At 72.0% G+C, this 17,480-nt stretch carries 16 protein-coding genes and 3 pseudogenes; 11 read left to right on the top strand and 8 right to left on the bottom strand.

What is annotated here, in order from left to right; translation table 11 throughout:
- Positions 1-113: 113 nt before the first annotated feature.
- The 4 genes from egtA to egtD are packed head-to-tail and all read left to right on the top strand — an operon-like array spanning position 114 to position 4,562.
- The gene (gene egtA, locus ACF061_RS23105) at positions 114-1,451 is read left to right on the top strand and encodes an ergothioneine biosynthesis glutamate--cysteine ligase EgtA (RefSeq protein ID WP_392268837.1); all 1,338 of its coding nucleotides are present in this window, start codon (positions 114-116) and stop codon (positions 1,449-1,451) included.
- The gene (egtB, locus tag ACF061_RS23110) at positions 1,448-2,809 is read left to right on the top strand and encodes an ergothioneine biosynthesis protein EgtB (protein ID WP_392268838.1); all 1,362 of its coding nucleotides are present in this window, start codon (positions 1,448-1,450) and stop codon (positions 2,807-2,809) included. Before egtA ends, egtB begins: the two co-directional genes overlap by 4 nt.
- Entirely contained in the window at positions 2,809-3,603 is a 795-nt protein-coding gene (gene egtC / locus ACF061_RS23115) for an ergothioneine biosynthesis protein EgtC (RefSeq protein WP_392268839.1), read from the top strand. The genes egtB and egtC overlap by 1 nt, the downstream gene beginning before the upstream one ends.
- A complete protein-coding gene (gene egtD / locus ACF061_RS23120; protein ID WP_392268840.1) occupies positions 3,600-4,562 on the top strand; it encodes an L-histidine N(alpha)-methyltransferase in 963 nt (320 codons plus the stop codon). The genes egtC and egtD overlap by 4 nt, the downstream gene beginning before the upstream one ends.
- 429 nt (positions 4,563-4,991) lie before the next feature.
- Here egtD and ACF061_RS23125 read toward each other — a convergent pair whose 3' ends face one another.
- Positions 4,992-6,251, bottom strand: coding sequence for an extracellular solute-binding protein (locus tag ACF061_RS23125; protein WP_392268841.1), 1,260 nt, complete (start codon positions 6,249-6,251; stop codon positions 4,992-4,994).
- A 258-nt stretch (positions 6,252-6,509) separates the two neighbouring features.
- On the opposite strand from ACF061_RS23125, the gene ACF061_RS23130 reads away from it, so the two are divergent.
- Positions 6,510-6,725, top strand: a complete 216-nt coding sequence (locus tag ACF061_RS23130) for a dodecin (protein WP_392268842.1) — start codon at positions 6,510-6,512, stop codon at positions 6,723-6,725.
- Between the two features lie 25 nt (positions 6,726-6,750).
- Here the strand turns inward: ACF061_RS23130 and ACF061_RS23135 are convergent, their stop codons facing one another.
- On the bottom strand, positions 6,751-7,242 hold the full coding sequence (locus tag ACF061_RS23135; RefSeq protein ID WP_392268843.1) for a hypothetical protein: 492 nt from the start codon (positions 7,240-7,242) through the stop codon (positions 6,751-6,753).
- A gap of 102 nt (positions 7,243-7,344) precedes the next feature.
- On the opposite strand from ACF061_RS23135, the gene ACF061_RS23140 reads away from it, so the two are divergent.
- Both ACF061_RS23140 and ACF061_RS23145 read left to right on the top strand, forming a co-directional pair.
- On the top strand, positions 7,345-7,578 hold the full coding sequence (locus ACF061_RS23140) for a hypothetical protein (RefSeq protein WP_392268844.1): 234 nt from the start codon (positions 7,345-7,347) through the stop codon (positions 7,576-7,578).
- A 211-nt stretch (positions 7,579-7,789) separates the two neighbouring features.
- The gene (locus ACF061_RS23145) at positions 7,790-8,788 is read left to right on the top strand and encodes an LLM class flavin-dependent oxidoreductase (protein ID WP_392268845.1); all 999 of its coding nucleotides are present in this window, start codon (positions 7,790-7,792) and stop codon (positions 8,786-8,788) included.
- Here ACF061_RS23145 and ACF061_RS23150 read toward each other — a convergent pair.
- On the bottom strand, positions 8,778-9,023 hold the full coding sequence (locus ACF061_RS23150) for a phospholipase D-like domain-containing protein (RefSeq protein WP_392268846.1): 246 nt from the start codon (positions 9,021-9,023) through the stop codon (positions 8,778-8,780). The genes ACF061_RS23145 and ACF061_RS23150 overlap by 11 nt on opposite strands.
- A 331-nt stretch (positions 9,024-9,354) precedes the next feature.
- Between ACF061_RS23150 and ACF061_RS23155 the strand changes: the two genes are divergently transcribed.
- The gene (locus ACF061_RS23155) at positions 9,355-11,376 is read left to right on the top strand and encodes a serine/threonine-protein kinase (RefSeq protein WP_392268847.1); all 2,022 of its coding nucleotides are present in this window, start codon (positions 9,355-9,357) and stop codon (positions 11,374-11,376) included.
- 78 nt (positions 11,377-11,454) lie between these two features.
- Positions 11,455-12,537 carry a MerR family transcriptional regulator gene (locus ACF061_RS23160; RefSeq protein ID WP_392268848.1) on the top strand — a complete coding sequence of 361 codons (1,083 nt, stop codon included), beginning with the start codon at positions 11,455-11,457 and terminating at the stop codon, positions 12,535-12,537.
- A gap of 63 nt (positions 12,538-12,600) precedes the next feature.
- Here the strand turns inward: ACF061_RS23160 and ACF061_RS23165 are convergent.
- Together ACF061_RS23165 and ACF061_RS23170 are read right to left on the bottom strand one after the other, a co-directional pair.
- Positions 12,601-12,972 (bottom strand): annotated as a pseudogene (locus ACF061_RS23165) (transposase); the annotation flags it as partial.
- A gap of 297 nt (positions 12,973-13,269) precedes the next feature.
- Complete coding sequence (locus ACF061_RS23170) at positions 13,270-13,740, bottom strand: hypothetical protein (RefSeq protein ID WP_392268849.1); 471 nt, start codon at positions 13,738-13,740, stop codon at positions 13,270-13,272.
- Positions 13,741-14,424: 684 nt separating this feature from the next.
- Between ACF061_RS23170 and ACF061_RS23175 the strand changes: the two are divergent.
- Positions 14,425-14,763: pseudogene (locus ACF061_RS23175) on the top strand (transposase); the annotation flags it as partial.
- 142 nt (positions 14,764-14,905) lie between these two features.
- On the opposite strand, the gene ACF061_RS23180 reads toward ACF061_RS23175, so the two are convergent.
- Positions 14,906-15,670 carry a GNAT family N-acetyltransferase gene (locus ACF061_RS23180; protein ID WP_392268975.1) on the bottom strand — a complete coding sequence of 255 codons (765 nt, stop codon included), beginning with the start codon at positions 15,668-15,670 and terminating at the stop codon, positions 14,906-14,908.
- Between the two features lie 140 nt (positions 15,671-15,810).
- Positions 15,811-16,047 (bottom strand): annotated as a pseudogene (locus ACF061_RS23185) (transposase); the annotation flags it as partial.
- Here ACF061_RS23185 and ACF061_RS23190 point away from each other — a divergent pair.
- Positions 15,995-16,189 (top strand): Tn3 family transposase, encoded by a 195-nt coding sequence (locus ACF061_RS23190; protein ID WP_392268985.1) that lies wholly within the window; start codon positions 15,995-15,997, stop codon positions 16,187-16,189. The pseudogene ACF061_RS23185 and the gene ACF061_RS23190 overlap by 53 nt on opposite strands.
- Before the next feature lie 11 nt (positions 16,190-16,200).
- Here ACF061_RS23190 and ACF061_RS23195 read toward each other — a convergent pair whose 3' ends face one another.
- Complete coding sequence (locus ACF061_RS23195; RefSeq protein ID WP_392268850.1) at positions 16,201-17,397, bottom strand: MFS transporter; 1,197 nt, start codon at positions 17,395-17,397, stop codon at positions 16,201-16,203.
- Positions 17,398-17,480: the final 83 nt, after the last annotated feature.

Below are 17,480 nucleotides of genomic sequence, written 5' to 3' on the forward strand. Positions count from 1 at the left end.
GTTCTGCACCCTTGTGCGGATCGGTCGAAGGGTTTTGGGTGGGACGGTGCGTCGCCGGTCCCGCCCATCGAACCGGGGCCGGTGGCATGGTGGACTCTCAGGAGGATCCCGACATGTCCGATTCGGCAAGCGGCTGTACGGAGCACCGTACGGCCTTGACGGAAGCCGAGGTCGAGGCTCTGGTCAGCGGCATCTGCTTCAAGACCGGACCGCCCCGCACCCTCGGCGTCGAAGTGGAATGGCTCGTCCACGAGCTGCGCACACCGCGGCTCCCCGTGACACCCGAACGTCTCGAAGCGGCCTACGCCGCGCTGCGGACCGTGCCCCTGGACTCGGCTCTCACCGTCGAGCCCGGCGGCCAGCTCGAACTGAGCTCGCCGCCCGCCGCCTCCCTGATGGAGTGCGTCGGCACCGTCTCCGCCGACCTCGACGCCGTCCGTGCCGTACTGGCCGACCAGGGGCTGCGCCTCGTCGGCCTCGGTCACGACCCCTGGCACGCCCCCCGCAGGTTCCTGCGCGAGCGGCGCTACGACGCCCTGGAGGCATGCCTGGACCGCGGCGGCCCGGCCGGGCGTCACATGATGTGCACCTCGGCCTCCGTGCAGGTGTCCCTGGACGCCGGTCACGAGGAACCCGGCCCCCTGGGTCACGGACGTCGCTGGTGGCTCGCCCACCAGCTCGGCCCGGTGCTGGTGGCCGCGTTCGCCAACTCGCCGCTGGTCGGACACCGCCCCACCGGCTGGGTCTCCACCCGGCAGCTGCTGTGGACCGAGATCGGCCCCGGCCGTGCGGGCGCTCCCCCGCTCGACGGCGATCCGCGCACCGCCTGGGCCCGGCACGTGCTGGACGCGCCGGTGATGTGCGTACGGCGTGCCGAGGGGCCGTGGGAGGTGCCCGACGGGCTGACGTTCCGCGAGTGGATCCGGACGGGCGCGCCGAGGCCGCCGACGAAGGAGGACCTCGACTACCACCTCACCACGTTGTTCCCGCCGGTCCGGCCGCGGGGTCATCTGGAGCTGCGCATGATCGACGCGCAGCCCGGCGACGACGGGTGGATCGTGCCGCTCGCGGTGACGGCGGCGCTGTTCGACGATCCGGCGGCCGCCGAGAGCGCCTACCGGGCGGTGAAGCCGCTCGCCGAGCGGACCCTCGCGCGGCCCGCGCCGCACAACCCGCTGTGGACCGAGGCCGCCCGGACCGGGCTGGCCGACCCGGAACTGCACGAGGCGGCGATCGCCTGCTTCATGGCCGCCCTGGAGGCGTTGCCCCGGCTCGGCGCCACCGCCCAGGTCACGCACGCCGTGCGGACCTATCTGGACCGCTACGTGCTCAGGGGCCGCTGTCCCGCCGACGACCTGCTCGACCGACTGGGCGGCCCGGACTCCTCCCGGTCCCGCCTTCGCCCGACCGGGGGCGCCCCCACCGACCACGGGAAGGACGACCGGACATGACCGACCGGGCACCCGACGCCGTATCCGGCTCCGCACCCGACGCCCTGTCCGCTCCCGACGCCGACGCGCTGCGCGAGCGCGCCCTGGGTTCGCTCACCACCGCCCGGGACCGCACCACGCTGCTGACCACCTGCGTCGAGGAGCCCGACCTCACCGCCCAGCACTCCCCGTTGATGTCGCCGCTGGTGTGGGACCTGGCGCACATCGGCAACCAGGAGGAGCTGTGGCTGCTGCGGGCGGTCGCCGGCCGGGAGGCGATGCGCCCCGAGATCGACAGCCTCTACGACGCCTTCGAGCACCCGCGCGCCGAACGGCCCTCGCTGCCGCTGCTCGCCCCTGACGAGGCCCGCGGGTACGCGGCGGAGGTGCGCGGACGGGTGCTGGACCTGCTGGAGTCCACCGCGTTCCACGGGAGCCGGCTGACCGAGGCGGGTTTCGCCTTCGGCATGATCGCGCAGCACGAGCAGCAGCACGACGAGACCATGCTGATAACCCATCAGCTCCGCACCGGCCCGCCCGCGCTCTCCGCGCCGGACCCGGACCCGGCCCCGCTGCACACCGGCCCGGCCGAGGTCCTCGTCCCCGGCGGCCCGTTCACCATGGGCACCAGCGGCGAGCCGTGGGCGCTGGACAACGAGAAACCCGCGCACGTGCGCGAGGTGGCGCCGTTCTGGATCGACACCACACCGGTGACCAACGGCGCGTACCGGGCCTTCGTCGAGGACGGCGGCTACACCGATCCCCGCTGGTGGGCGCCGGACGGCTGGGACCACATACGGCGGCACGGGATCACCGCGCCGCTGTTCTGGCGCCGTGACGGCGGGCAGTGGCTGCGCCGCCGGTTCGGTGTGACCGAGGTGGTGCCGGCCGACGAACCGGTGATGCACGTGTGCTGGTACGAGGCCGACGCCTACGCCCGCTGGGCCGGGCGCCGGCTGCCGACCGAGGCCGAGTGGGAGAAGGCGGCACGCCACGACCCCGCGACCGGCCGCTGCAGGCGCTACCCGTGGGGCGACGCCGAACCGTCCCCGGACCACGCCAACCTCGGCCAGCGGCACCTTCGCCCGGCCCCGGCCGGCAGCTATCCGGCCGGTGAGTCGCCGCTGGGCGTGCGGCAGTTGATCGGCGACGTGTGGGAGTGGACGGCGAGCGACTTCCTGCCCTATCCGGGCTTCGTCGCGTTCCCGTACAAGGAGTACTCGGAGGTGTTCTTCGGCCCCGAGTACAAGGTGCTGCGCGGCGGTTCGTTCGCCGTGGACCCGGTGGCCTGCCGGGGCACGTTCCGCAACTGGGACTACCCGATCCGGCGGCAGATCTTCTCCGGATTCCGCACGGCGCGCTCCGGGACGGCCCTCTGATGTGCCGTCACCTCGCGTACCTGGGGCCCGAGGAGCCGTTCGGCCGGCTCCTCGTGGATCCGCCGCACGGCCTGTACCGGCAGTCGTGGGCGCCCCGGCGGCAGCGGCACGGGACGGTCAACGCCGATGGTTTCGGGGTCGGCTGGTACGCCGCCGGCGACCCGGTGCCGGCCCGCTACCGCCGGGCCGGGCCGATCTGGGCGGACCTGTCCTTCACCGACCTGGCCCGGGTCGTGCGCACCGGCGCGCTGCTCGCCGCGGTGCGGGACGCGACCCTGTCGGGGGCGGACGCGGAGGCCGCGGCGGCGCCGTTCGCCGCGGACCGCTGGCTGTTCAGCCACAACGGCGTCGTGACCGGCTGGCCGGGCACGCTCGCCGCGACGGCCCGGGCCCTGCCGCCCGAGGACCTGCTGACGCTGGAGGCCCGCAACGACTCCGCGCTGGTGTGGGCGCTGGTGCTGGCCCGGCTGCGCGGCGGCGACGAGGCGGGGCAGGCGCTCGGCGACACCGTGCTGGAGGTCGCCGCGGCGGCCCCCGGCTCCCGGCTCAACCTGCTGCTCACCGACGGCGAGACGATCACCGCGACCGCCTGGGGCGACACGCTGTGGTACCTCGCCGAGCCCGGCCGCCGCACGGTGGTGGTGGCCTCCGAACCCTACGACGACGATCCGCACTGGCTCCAGGTCCCCGACCGCACGCTGCTCGCGGCGAGCCGCACCGACGTCCTGCTGACCCCACTGAAGGACCTCACCGAGGACCTGGCATCCGCACCATCCGAGGAGCCCACCCGTTGAGCCCGTTCCGTCTCACCCGCATCCTGCCCGAGGACGCCACGGCCGCCGCGCTGCGCGCCGACGTCCGCGAGGGCCTGACCGCCGACCCCAAGACACTGCCGCCGAAGTGGTTCTACGACGCGCACGGCAGCGAACTGTTCGAGCGGATCACCGAGTTGCCCGAGTACTACCCGACCCGCGCCGAGCGGGAGATCCTCGCCGACCGGTCCGGCGAGATCGCCGCCGCGCTGCCCGCCCGCACCCTGGTCGAGCTGGGCTCCGGCTCCTCGGAGAAGACCCGGTACCTGCTCGACTCGCTCACCGGCCTGCGCAGTTACCTTCCCGTGGACGTCAGCGAGAGCGCGCTGCGCCAGGCCGGGCAGGCGCTGGCCGCCGAGCGGCCGGGGACCGAGGTGCACGCGCTCGTCGCCGACTTCACGGCCGGGCTGGCGCTGCCCGACACCCCCGGCCCGCGGCTGCTGGCGTTCCTCGGCGGCACCATCGGCAACCTCCTGCCGGCCGAGCGCGCCGCGTTCCTGACGGCGGTGCGCGCCCTGCTCTCCCCCGGCGACGCGCTGCTGCTCGGCACGGACCTCGTCAAGGACGAGGACGTGCTGGTGCGGGCCTACGACGACGCGGCGGGGGTGACGGCCGCGTTCAACAAGAACGTCCTGGCCGTCGTCAACCGTGAACTGGGCGCCGATTTCGACCCTGACTCCTTCGAGCACGTGGCGCTCTGGAACGCCGACGAGGAGTGGATCGAGATGCGGCTGCGCTCCCGCGCCGCCCAGACCGTGAAGGTGCCCGCTCTCGATCTCGCGGTCCACTTCGAGGCGGGCGAGGAAGTGCGCACCGAGGTGTCGGCCAAGTTCCGCGAGGACCGGGTGGCGAGTGAGCTCGCCTCCGCCGGCCTGGAGCTGGCCCGCTGGTGGACCGACCGCGAGAACCGCTTCGCGCTGTCGCTGAGCGTGGTGCGGTGAGCGTGGCGCGGTGAGAGGGGAGGGCGCCGCCCGGCGTCGGGGCGGCACCCCCGACCCGGCGACTGCCCTGACCCGGGCTGCGGCCTGAACGGGCAGTGACTGTAGGGGCGGTGACCTGAAGGGGCGGCGGCCCGACCGGGCAGTGGCTCGACCGGGCGGCAGCCCGACCGGGCGACTGTCCCCGTTACCGGTGCACCGCGCCCGGTCCGGGCGGCGGCTGCCCGTCCTGGCGGGGCCCGGCGCGGGCCCCGCGCCGGGCCCCGCTTCGGGCCCCTCGTCGGGCGACTGCCCCTGGCCGGTGCGGCCGCTCCGGGACGGGCGGCGGTCGTCACCTTCCCCGGCGCGGGTCCGGGCCGCCGTCTCCCCCGGGGACGGCGGTCTCCCCCGACAGCCCGAGTCCGTCCGCGGGCGGTCGCTTCCCGGGCGCGGTCAGCCGAGGCCGGGCGCGAGTTCCTCGGTGATCTGCTGGGAGGCGCGGCGCGCGGCGGTCAGCGGGTCGCCGCCGGACAGCACCTTCGTCATGTACGCCTTGATCGGGTTGTCGGCCTCGACGGCCGCCCACAGGGGCGTGCTGGGGGTCGCCCGGCCGTGCGCGGCCCCCGCCGCCATGGCCGCGACGCCCTCCTCGTCGGCGACCGCCGAGGCGAGGCTCGTCTTGTTGGGGACGTAGTTCATGGTGCGGGCCAGTTCGGTGTCCCACTTGGCGCCGGTGAGGGCCGCCACGACGGCGACGGCCGCGTCCCGGTCGTCGGTGTTCCTGGGCACGATGAGGTCGGAACCGCCGGTGAAGACGGAGCCGGGGCGTTCGGCGGTCTTGCCCGGCACCGGGAAGAAGCCGAGCTGGTCCTTGAGCGCCGGGTTCTTCTGCACGATGGCCTGGGCCAGTCCGGGGGTGGCGAGGATCTGCGCGACCTTCCCGGCGGCGAACACGCCGGACTGCGGGGGGTGTTCCTCGTCGGCGCCGACAGGGCCGTCGCCGAGCGCCTGCAGCCGCTTGTAGAAGTCCATGCCCCGCAGGGCGGCCGGGGTGTCCAGGGTGCCCTTCCAGAGGTCGGCGCTCTGCTTGGCGAGCTCGCCGCCCTCGTCCCAGATGAAGCCGGAGAGCGTGTACCAGTCCTGCCCGGCCAGGTAGATGCCCTGGTTGCCGTCCGAGTTCAGCTTCTCGGTGTCGGTGAGCCACTCGTCCCGGGTGCGGGGCGGGGAGGTGATGCCCGCCTTCTCGAACAGGTCCTTGCGGTAGATCACGACGCGGTTGGCGGCGTACCAGGGGATGCCGTACTGCGCGGAGTTGTCCTGCCCCGGCTCGGCCAGGCCGGGCAGCCAGTCCTGCATGTGCCAGTCCCGCATCGACTCCAGGGTCAGGTTGGTCAGCCGGCCGCCCTCGACGTACTGCGCGACCTGGGTGTTGCCGACCTCGATGACGTCGGGGCCGTCGTCGGACTTCCCGCTGAGCGCGGCCTGCACCTTCGGGCCGATCCCGGTCCATTGCTGGATGCGGATGTCGAGGCGCAGGTCGCTGTGGGTGCGTTCGAAGTCCTCGGTGAAGCGGCGCAGGAAGTCCTGCGACGCGCTGTCCTTCATCAGCCACACGGTGACGGTGTGCCGGCCGCCCGCGCCGCCCGGCAGCGCACCGCAGGCACTGACCAGGGAGGCGGACGCACAGACGAGGGCAAGGAGGCGAGGTCTCACGAAGGGTCCTGTATTTCTGTCGGGGGACAGGGGGGAAGATCCCGACGTGGGGGGTCGAGCGGGGGCTCGCACGGGCGTGCTGGGATTTTGGTATGGACCAATGCGGAGGTCAAGTCACGTATCGGTCACAGTCCGCACATCTCGCGTTCCGCCCCGGGATACGGCACGGTGGAGTGACGTGTGACACGTGTGGCACCGACGGACGTGCCGTCCCCGCCACCGGCGTCACCGGCGCCATCCGCCGAGAGGAGCTCCCCCATGACCGACCACATCTACCGGGTCACCGAGATCGTCGGCAGTTCGCACGAGGGCGTCGACGAGGCCATCCGCAACGCCATCACCCGCGCCTCGCAGACCGTGCGCAACCTGGACTGGTTCGAGGTGACCCAGGTCAGGGGCCAGATCGAGAACGGGCGGATCGAGCATTACCAGGTGGGCCTGAAGGTCGGCTTCCGCATCGAGGACGCGGGCTGAAGACACCCCGCCGGGGCGGACCGGGTCAGGTCCGCCCCTCACTCTCCTGGGCGGCCTCCAGCTCCGCGGACGGAGCCGCCCAGCGGGCCCGCAGGACGCGGAAGCCCGCCCGTTCGGCGTCCGCGCACACCAGCTCGTCGTCGTCGACGAGGACACGCACCTCACGCTCCCGGGCGAGCCGGCGCAGGATCTCCAGCTTGGTGCGGCGGGCCGGGCGACGGTCGGCGTCGCGCCGCATGTGGACAGGCCCTTCGGGCAGCCCGTGGGCGGCGAGCCAGTCGAGCGTGTCCCGGCGGCACCGCTCGGGCCGCCCGGTGAGGTAGACGATGTCGCACTCGCGCGCACTGTCCAGGACCAGGCGCACACCCTGTGCGATCGGCGGGTCCTCGGGCGCGGCGGCGAAGAAGGCGTCCCAGTCCCGGGGCCGCCGCTCCAGGAACCGCTGCCGGTGCGCCGTGTCGGCGAGTGTGTTGTCCAGGTCGAACACGGCGAGGGGCCGCATGCTGCTCTCCGTCACACCGCACAGCCTAGGTGTTCCGGGCCCCGGGTTGCCCGGACGGCCCCGGCCGGGCCGGGCCGTCCGGATGCGGGCCCGGGCCCGGCATCCGATGCTGGGAACATGTCCGGATCACTGCCCGTCACCGTGCACCCGCCCTCCCCGACGGGTGGCCGGCGCGTCCGTGTGAACGGCGAGATCCTGGGGCTGGCCTACAGCGTCACGGACGTCGCCGAGTTCCTGCGCCGGGCCGGCCTGGAGGTGGATCCCGTGGAGGTCTCGGTCTCCCCGCTGATCGACTGGCGCGGGGGCGGACCGGAGTACTGGGGCCCCGAGACCGACGACACCACGCACTGACCGCCGCCCCGAAGCCGCCCCTGAAGCCCCTGAAGCGGAGGCCGGGAGGCGGCGTGCGCGGGCGAGCGGGCGAGCGGGCGAGCGGGCGAGCGGGCGAGCGGGCGAGGTCGGAAGTCCCCGGCGCGCAGGTCCTGGAACCCGTGGCGCGCCGAGGCGAGCCCCCGGCGCGCCGATTCGGGAATCCCCGGCGCGCCACCGCGTTGAACCCGTTGTGAGTTCCCTGATCGCGTCCACCCGTTTCTCCGTGCTCGACCGCTCCCGCGTCCGCGAGGGGCACCCCGTCGCCGAGGCGCTGCGGGACACCGTGCGGCTGGCGCGGGAGGCTGAGGGGCTGGGCTACCACCGCTTCTGGGTGTCGGAACACCACGGCGTGCCCGGGGTGGCCGGTTCCGCGCCGACCGTGCTCGCCGCGGCCGTGGCCGCCGCGACCCGCACGATCCGGGTCGGCACGGGCGGGGTGATGCTGCCCAACCACCAGCCCCTGGTCGTGGCCGAGCAGTTCGGCGTACTGGAGGCGTTGTACCCGGGCCGCATCGACATGGGGCTCGGCCGTTCCGTCGGCTTCACGGACGGCGTGCGCCGGGCCCTGGGCCGCGACAGGGAGAACGCCGAGGACTTCGAGGCGCAGCTGGCGGAGCTGCTCGGCTGGTTCGAGGGGACGTCGCCGACGGGCGCGCACGCCCGGCCCTCCGAAGGGTTGCGCGTGCCGCCGTTCGTCCTGGCGATGGGCGAGGGCGCCGCGATCGCCGCCCGCGCGGGTCTGCCCATGGTCATCGGTGATCTGCGCGACCGGGAGAAGCTGCTGCGCGGCGTCGACCGGTACCGCGCCGCCTTCCGGCCCTCCCCGTGGGCGCCGGAGCCGTACGTCGTGGTCTCCGGCACGATCGCGGTGGCCGCCGCCCCCGAGGAGGCCCGCCGCATCCTGCTCCCGGAGGCCTGGTCGATGGCCCACGCCCGAACCCGCGGCACGTTCCCCCCGCTGCCACCGGCCGAACGCGTAGCGGCCCTGCCGATGTCCGGCAAGGAGCGCGGCCTGTACGAGTCCGGCCTGACCGGTCACATCTCCGGTACCGAGGAGCAGGTGCGGGACGCGCTGGAGACGGTCCTGAAGGAGACGGGCGCACAGGAGGTGCTGGTCACCACCAGTACGTACGACCGCGAGGCCCTGGTGGACTCCTATCGGCGGCTGGCTCGGATCTTCACGGCATAGGCCGGAGTATCCCGAGCCGCTGCAACTCCAGGACGTGCTCCGCCGCCCGTCGGGGTGCCTCACCGCCGTGCACCAGGACACCGGCCTCGATGTCGCGCCGTGCCGCGGACTCGGTCAGGTCGGCGCTGCCCAGGAAGAGGGTGCGGCGGTCGGCGACCGCGAGTTTCGCGTGCCGGCGCGAGTGGGCGTGCGCGGACGGGTCCCGTGCCCAGTGCCAGAGACTCAGGCCGGGCACGGACGCGAAAGCCTCGCTCCGTGCGGCGCGCGCGGGTTGGCGTCGACGAAGGCGAACTCGTGGGAGTCGATGGCGGCCGGGACGTCGCAGGCGGGCTGTGCAGCACACCCATTGGGGGAACCGGGGGGGACGGGGACCCGGACGGCCTGACAGCGCATCGATCCAGGAGGCACTCCTCCCGTACCGAACCACCGATCGGACCGGCGGTCCCCGCCGCCCCGCCCTCCCACTGGCCCGCCCCCTCTCGTACGAGGTGGGCCGGAGGAGGGCCGGGTGGGAGGCATGCGAGTATCCGTACGTCACCTCCCCTTTGTGCGACAAGGAACCATCTGTGAGCGACAACGGATCCGGCGGCAGAGTCCAGCCGGCTCGTCCCGGCGACCCCTCCCGCATAGGCCCGTACCGCGTCATCGGCCGCCTCGGCGCAGGGGGCATGGGCACCGTCCACGCGGCACTCGCCCCTGACGGAGCACGCGTGGCCGTGAAGGTGATCCACCCGCAGCAGGCTCAGGAACCGGAGTTCCGGGCGCGGTTCAAGCGTGAGGTGGAACTGTCCTCGCGCGTCGGCGGCCCTCATCTGGTCCCCCTGCTCGCCGCCGACCCGGACGCGGACACGCCGTGGCTGGCCACCGCCTACGTCCCCGGCCCGACCCTGAACGAGCACGTCCTCACGCACGGGCCGCTCACCGGCGGAAGCCTGCACGCCCTCGCGGCGGCCACCGCGCAGGCACTGTCGGCGGTCCACTCGGCCGGTGTGGTGCACCGTGACGTGAAACCGCAGAACGTCATCCTCACGCCCTCCGGCCCCCGCGTCCTGGACTTCGGCATCGCGCACGCCGCCGACGGCACCAGTGTCACCCGCACCGGCGTCATGACCGGGACACCGGGCTGGATCAGTCCGGAGCAGTACCGCACGGGGGCGACCGGCCCCGCGAGCGACGTGTTCGCCTGGGGGGCGCTCGTGGCCTACGCGGCCACCGGCAGGCTGCCGTTCGGAACCGGGGCGCCCGACGTGGTCGCGTTCCGCGTGATGTCGGGCGAGCCCGACCTGGACGGCGTCCCCGGCCCCCTCCGCGGCGTCGTGGAGAGGGCACTGGCGAAGGATCCGGGCGAGCGTCCGCCGGCCGACGAAGCCGCCCGGGCGTGCGGGGAGCTGCTGGCCTCGCAGGTGACCCAGGTGGTGGGCGCCGATGCCCCAACCGCCGTGGCCGGGGACCTGGTCAGCGCCGTCTGGGACGTGCCGGCGCTGCACGATCCGGCATGGCCTCTGCCCGCCGGCCGTTCCAGGAAGCGGCTGGTGGGCGCCGTGGTCCTCGCGGCGGTGGTCGTCGGCGGCCTGACCGGTGGTGTGATGGCCCTGCGCCCCGGCTCCGTCGGCGCCGGCGGGCACGCGTCCGCGGCCGCGGCTTCCTCCGCCTCCCCCTCGACCGCGACCGCGCGGCCGCCCGCGAAAACCGTGCGGAGCGGCAAGGCGGCGTCGCAGCGGCAGACCGCGAACGACGGCCCTGCGACCGCCCAGAGCTGGGCGCAGGCGCGCACGGCGCAGGGCGCGGGCGAGCACGACGTGGCGCGCGCGGTCCTGCACGACCAGGGGACCCTGGTCCAGGAACTCGGCGACAACGTGGACTTCTCACCGGGCGGCGTACGGTTCCACCAGTCGCGCCGTGAGGTCTACTTCTCCTACCGGCTGGCCTCCGACGAGGACGGGACGATGTACGCGGAGACGCAGGTCGCCGGGCTGATGTGCCAGACGCTGAGGGACGTCGTCCTCCGTCTGCACCCGGACCTGCCGTACCGCACGTACGTCATGGTCAAGGAGGAGACGGGCCGCGACCCGCAGGTGACGTGGCAGGACGACTTCATCACCAACACACGGTGCGAGTCGGCCGCCGACGACGGCACCGGCCAGGACGCCGGCACCAGCACCGGCAGCGACACCGGCCAGGACTGGCAGCCGGACGACGACGGTCTCGGCCGGGCGATGACCCCCAGCACCGACAGCGCCGAGATCCGGGTCGCGGACCGCGCCGCCAGGAAGGTCATCGACCGGGCCAACGCGATGCGCGGCACGCTCGGCACCGATCAGGTGCTCGGCAACCAGGAGATCAAAGTGGGCTTCGACCCGGCGAACTCGGCGATGTACGTGTGGTCGGACTATGTGCGGTGGGACCAGGAACAGGTCGAGACCTGGGCGGCCATGGCCGCGGGCGAGGCCTGCCGCGCGCTCGTCGCCGAGCGGGAGGCGAGCGCGAACTGGCCGTACCACCGCTACGCCGTGGCGGAGATCGGCGGCTCCGGCTATCTGATGATCCGCTCGGGCACGGCCGACTCCCTGGACCAGTGCCCCGCCTGACGCCGGACAGGTCCCGTGCCGACCGGGCTTGACCCTCGACCTGGTCGAGGGCCCAGAGTCCCGGGTGTGGAGAACGACATGCGCAGCATCGGGGAAATGGCGCGGGACAGCGGCCTGGGCGTGAGCGCGCTGCGCTTCTACGACCGTGCCGGTGTGCTGGTCCCCGCCTGGGTGGACCCGGTCAGCGGCTACCGCTGGTACGGCCCCGAGCAGTGCGACGAGGCCCGGTTGCTGGCCCGGCTGCGCCGGGCCGGCATGCCGCTGGCGGACATCCGGCTGGTGCTGGCCGGCTGGTCCGGCCCGGACACGGAGCTGGTGCGCGGGCTGCTCGACGCGCACCTGCGCCGTCTCGAACTCGGACTGTCCGGTGCCCGCGACGAGTTCTCCGCGCTCCGCGCACTACTCGACACAAGGGAGAACCCGATGACCTCGCTCCGTACCTCCGCCGCCCGGCTGTCCGTCCCGGCGCCGGAGCTGGCCGCCGCACTGGACGCGGTCCGTTTCGCGGCCAGTGCCGACCCGGAGCTGCCGATGCTCGCCGGAGTCCTGCTCGACATCGAGGGCGACGAACTGCGAGCCGTGGCCACCGACCGATACCGGATGGCCGTGGCGCGGGCACGCACCAGCGGGCACGACGGCCCCCGTGCGCAGGTCGTCGTGCCCCTGCCGCTCGCGGAGGCGATGCGGGCGCTGCTGAGCGGTGGGGAACTCGTCCGGCTCGCCGTCGACGGTGGCCGCGTGACGCTTGAGGCCGGGGACCGGCAGACGGCCGGCCGGTGCCTCGACCACGACTTCCCCGACTACCGCCGCCTCGTCGGCCTGCCGGCCGGGCGCCGTGTGCCGGTCGACACGGCGGCCTTCCGGAAGATGCTCCTGACCGGTCCCGTCCGGGCGAGCGAGGTCCGTGCGCAGGACCAGGCGCCCTACGACCTCAGCGTGCTCGCCGTCTCGGACGACGGCACCGTGACCGTCCGCGAGGACGGCGACGACGAGGGGACCCGCATGGCCTTCAACCGCGAGTTCCTGCTCCAGGCACTCGAGGCGGGCGCCCGGGAGGAACTGCTCCTGGAGTTCGGCGCCCCCACCGCGCCCCTCGTGATCCGCCGCCCCGACGACGAGCATGCGTTCTCGCTGCTGATGCCGGTCCGGCTGGACGACTAAGGGCTGTCCCGCAAAGATCTTGAAGTCGCCTCGGGCAAGCGGGCCGCCGTGCGGCACGCTTACCTATCCGGCGACGGCGAGGTCGTGCATCCGGGCGATGCCGAGCATGGCGTGGTGGACGCCGTCGCCTTCGAGGCGGCAGTCGCGGAGGATCTTCCAGGTCTACATGCGGGCGAAGACGTGCTCGACGCGGGCCCGGACCTGCTTGTGGGACTTGTTGTGTTCCTCTTTCCAGTCCGGGAGTTCGCTCTGGCCGTGCTTGCGGCGGTGAGGGATGACGAGTCCGGTGCCCGGGTAGCCGCCGTCGGCGATGGTGAGGGTGTTGCCGACGGCGGCCTTGGTGCCGGACTCCTCCCATGCCTTGCAGTCGTTGCGGTTCCCGGCGAGCGGCCGTCCGACCACGACGACAAGACGGGTATCGGCGTCGAACCGGACGTCTCCGGTGTTGAGGTCGACCAGGATCGGCCAGCAGTCCAGCAACTGGTCCCGCACATCCCGCGAGGCAAGGTACTGAACGGAGTTGTAGGGCACGATCAGCAAGCCGTTGCTCGCGGACTCGCCCGGTATCCACGGCGAGAGATGGTTCGTCCTCGCGCTGGCTCTGCTCCATGAACGTGAGGGCGAGGTCCAGGGCTTGGGCTTGCTCCATCATGCGGAGAGCCTGAGACGGCGCGTCCGGCCAGACCCAGGACTGCCCCCAGCCCGTCGGCTTGACAATGTCGCCTCTGATAGTCAGGGCTTGGGCCAGGCTGTGACTTTCATCGAGATGTAGGTGGGCTCTGCGGCATCGATCTTCGTGAACTCGATGAGCCCGACACGACTGCCGGTGATCACGCATACTGTCTGTCCGACAGCGACAGCGTAAGTATCCAGGAACATGCTGTACCTGGTGGAACCAAGACACCCTTTGAGCGTGCTCTCACCAGCGTCGATCATCTGGCCATCGCGGGCCACCAGCACAGCCTGGTCATCGCTCCAGTAGAAGTCGTAACCCTTACCGGCCTCCAGCTTTGCCGGACGGATGGGAGAGGCATCGAGGTCGAAGCCATACCCCTGGACCAGGTCGAACTCAGCCGATTCCGCCGAGCTGGGCGAGGGTGAACCCGTGCCCGATGGGCCGGCTTTGCCCGACGGCGCAGGCGCTGTCTCAGCAGAATCCCCCTCAGCCGAGGCGGTAGCCGTAGCCGTCACGGTGACCTTCACAATCACCGGCTCCTTCGAAGTCGGCGACCGAAGCACGGCAGGTAACCCGAGAAAGCCCACAACGACACCGAGCACCGCTGCGACCGCTGACACCGCTGCGGCGACCTCGCCCAGCCGACGACCAGCGGGGGCAGGTGTTCCGTCCCCACTCGGGGGCTGGGCAGGTGGATCGGCGTTCGCTGTAGTGCCCATATGTCCCCCCGGCGTCACCTGCTCACCATGTCAGTATGTGAAGAACGCTGCGCGTGTGTCAGCGGTTCCAGACGCTGCGCCAAAGCTTGGCTGATTCAACCTGCATGTCGGCGCACGGACCTTCCTGGCCTTGGCGGCATCTGACGACGTGACAGTAGCCGTCGCCAGCAGACCAAGTCAGTTCTCCGAAGGAATGCGCGCGGCGATCTCCGCTTCCGCAGACAGCTCCTCCAGGCCCTCGCCCGCGATGAGCTGGAGCAGGCGGAACAGATCGTGGGCTTCCTCGAAGGTCAGCATCTCCAGACGACGCGCGTCCCGGGGCGGCCCGAAATGAGACCGGCTACGTCCGTGACTTCAGTCCTGCCCCCTCAACGAGACTGATTGGCCAGGGCGTTCACTAACCTGATCTTTAACGTCCGGCGTCGAATGGCGGCTCGAACTTGATCACTCGGTTCGGTATCGGGCGGACGCGGAAGCGGCCTTCGTCTGAACATGTGCTCCGACCAAGGAACACACACGTCCAGCACGAAGGCCGTGAGGACGAGTCTGCTACACCGCGACAACCGGCAAGAGGCCTTGACGCAACTGTCGTGCTCTCGACGCGAGTTCTACTCCTGTCTCGCCGCTCGTTCGGACGTGTTGTTCGAGCTGACTGATGCTGTTCTACGCAGCGACGGGCCGGTCAGGTCACTGGCCGAGCTGTCACTGGTGGGCGAACACCGCCGTGGCCACGGAGGGCTTTACGCGGCGTTGGCCCGCGGCCGGGTGGATGCGGACCGGCTGCGACGGGCCCTGGCCACCGTGCCCCTGCGGTCTGGCTGTGGTGGTCAGGCGTCGACGCAACTCCCGCCGACGCTGACCGGCTCTGGCAGGCTTACCTGCGGCGCTTCGACAACGCCAGCGGCCATCAATGAGTGGCTGTGACCGGCCCATTCAGGGATGGCGGACGGACAGCTTGTGGCGTCTTGGCGGTTCAGGTGTTGATGGCATGTTCGACGAACTGGCCGCAGGAGCGGAACCCCAGGCGGCGGTAGACGGGCTCGCCGTCGGCCGACGCCTGCAAGACCGCGATGCGGTGGTCTCGCTCGCGGGCCGTGCTGAGTGCCGCGAGCGTGATGGCACCGCCGTAGCCGCGCCGGCGGTGGGCGGCCAGGGTGGAGATGTTGTAGATGCCGGCGACTCCCGCGTGGTGGAACACCTCGGCGGAGCAGACCGGACGGTTTTCCACGTAGCCCACCAGGTATCGGGCCGGGCAGGCCGCGGCCAGTGCCTGCGGGGCGGCTCGAGCGAAGAAGTCGCGGACGGTTTCGGCGGGCGGGTTCCAGTTCGCGGCGAGGACCGTGGCGTAGTCGGCGAGCTGCTTGGGTGTGGTCACCTTCCGGATGTCCAGTCCCGGGACTGCGGGAGGCGGCAGGGTGTCGTCCAGTTCGGCCCACATCGCCGTCTCGCGTTCGGACACCGGCAGACCGGCCGCCGTCAGGCGGGCGGTGAGGTCCAGCGGCGTCGAGGCAGGCCCCACCCACCAGGAGAAACGACGGCCGGTGCCGGCCAGCGTCCCGGCGGTCTCGGTGATGCGGGCCGCGGCGCTGGCGGCGGTGAAGCGGGCCGTGGCAACGATGTTGAACGTGTCGTCGTCCAGGCCACTGTCCGCGACCAGGAGGTCACCAGCCTCCGTGACGATCGCGCCAGACATACTCCGGTGCAGATGACAGGCGTGTTCCGCCAGGTTCCGTTCCATCCTGTTCGTCAAGTCGGCTTCGTCAAAGAAATGATCATTCATAGCGATTGATCCCAGCACGACCGGACGAAGAGCGCATGCCATTTTAGGCGGTGTCACGCCGGTGACCAGAACTTTCGATACACGCCCTAGCTTGATCTTCAACCTGTGCGGCGGGGGCGTGGAGTAGTCGACTTCTTCGTTCGCCGTTGCGCCCGCTGTGTTTTGCGGGGTGTGTGCACGTCGTGGCGGGGTGCGGGCAGGGTGTTCCTTCGGCCCGGTGGTCGTCCGGGGCCGGGCCGGGAGGGTTTCGGTGCCTGGGCCGGGCAGGCGGTCGCTGGACGGATGTGCCGAAAGTCCCGGCGGACGCGGGCGGGGGTGATCCTGTCCGGCGGGCTGGTCGAGCAGGAGAAGGCGGTGAAGTTCAGCTCTCTGCTCGCGAACGCGGTGATCTTCCACAACGCCCTGGACATCGCCGAAATCGTCCGCCAGCTCCTGGAGGAGTGTTGGGAGATCGCCCCCGAGGACGGGGCACCATGAGGAGGGACCGGTCACGCCTTGGACCTCTCCGGGCCGGCCGAGGTCGGCGCTGGCGTCACGGGGACGGGCGCGACGGGGCGACGCGTGGTCCCGAGGTGCCAGAGGAGGGTGAGGACGGTGACGCCGGCAGCCACTGGCCCAAGTTTTGCCGGGGCAAGCCCGAACGACTCCTGTGCCAGCCCGCCGAAACCGCCGCCGAGGGCGACGCCGATGTAGAGCGCGGAGGAGTTGAGACCGAGCAGGACCGGCGCGGCGGCGGGGCTGAGGGCGATGAGCCGGTGCTGCTGCGGGACGACGATGACGCCGACACTCACGCCCCAGACCGCCGCCCAGACCAGGGTGGGCGCGAGGGCGCGTGTCGCCAGCGGGGTCAGTGCCAGGGCGAGAGCCGCGAGGGCGAGGGAGCCGGTGAGGACGCGGGCGGAGTCGTGACGGTCGACCAGGCGTCCGGCGGTGATGTTCCCGGCCAGGGTGCCGACGCCCCAGGCCAGCAGGATCAGGGTCAGTAGCGACTCGTTGCCGCCGGTGGCGTCCCGCAGCGCCGGGGCGATGTAGGTGTAGAGGGTGTAGGCACCGAGGAAAGCGAGGGAGGTGACCGCCAGCAGTGCCAGTACGCGGCCCTGCTGGAGCGGACGCAGGCGGTCAGGCAGCGAGGCGGCGGGGAGCATCACGCTGGGGAGGCCGACGATGATGCCGACGATCGCCAGCAGGCCGATCCCGGCGACGGCCCACAGGGTGATGTGCCAGTCGGTGCGGCCGATCAGCGTGCCGAGCGGCAGTCCCAGCGCGGTCGCCGAGGTCAGGCCGCCCAACACGAAGGCCAGGGCCCGGCCACGGCGTTCCGGCGGAGCGATGGCCGCCGCGGTGCTGGAGGCAGCGGAGATGATGATGCCCGCTCCCACGGCGGTGACGATCCGGGCCGCCATCACCACCTCGTAACTGGTGCCCAAGGCGGTGACAGCGTTGCCGATCACGAACACACCCAATGCAATCAGCAATGCCGACCGCCGATCCAGGGCACTGGTGAGCGCTCCCATCACCGGCGCCGACAACGCCAGCGTCAAGGCGAAGACCGTCACCAGCTGACCGGCCGCCGGGGTGGACACTGCAAGGTCGGCAGCGATGGAAGGGAGCAAGCCCGCGATGACGTAGCCGTCGGTGCCGACGGCGAACGTCGCCAGGGCCAGGGGAAGGAGTCGTTTCAACAAGGATCGTTCCGCCTTTCCGGGGTGCCGCGTAGGTAGGTGATCGGCACTGTAAGCAATACATGGATGCTTGTCCATGAATCAAT

Source organism: Streptomyces sp. NPDC015220, from assembly GCF_043079345.1.
Classification (GTDB): Bacteria; Actinomycetota; Actinomycetes; order Streptomycetales; family Streptomycetaceae; genus Streptomyces.

What these genes read in the sequence shown, in the direction of transcription:
- egtA (WP_392268837.1), top strand. Translation starts at nt 114, where the DNA reads ATGTCCGATTCGGCAAGCGGCTGTACGGAGCACCGTACGGCCTTGACG.
- egtB (WP_392268838.1), top strand. Translation starts at nt 1,448, where the DNA reads ATGACCGACCGGGCACCCGACGCCGTATCCGGCTCCGCACCCGACGCC.
- egtC (WP_392268839.1), top strand. Translation starts at nt 2,809, where the DNA reads ATGTGCCGTCACCTCGCGTACCTGGGGCCCGAGGAGCCGTTCGGCCGG.
- ACF061_RS23130 (WP_392268842.1), top strand. Translation starts at nt 6,510, where the DNA reads ATGACCGACCACATCTACCGGGTCACCGAGATCGTCGGCAGTTCGCAC.
- ACF061_RS23140 (WP_392268844.1), top strand. Translation starts at nt 7,345, where the DNA reads ATGTCCGGATCACTGCCCGTCACCGTGCACCCGCCCTCCCCGACGGGT.
- ACF061_RS23160 (WP_392268848.1), top strand. Translation starts at nt 11,455, where the DNA reads ATGCGCAGCATCGGGGAAATGGCGCGGGACAGCGGCCTGGGCGTGAGC.
- ACF061_RS23180 (WP_392268975.1), bottom strand. Translation starts at nt 15,670, where the DNA reads ATGGAACGGAACCTGGCGGAACACGCCTGTCATCTGCACCGGAGTATG.
- ACF061_RS23190 (WP_392268985.1), top strand. Translation starts at nt 15,995, where the DNA reads ATGTGCCGAAAGTCCCGGCGGACGCGGGCGGGGGTGATCCTGTCCGGC.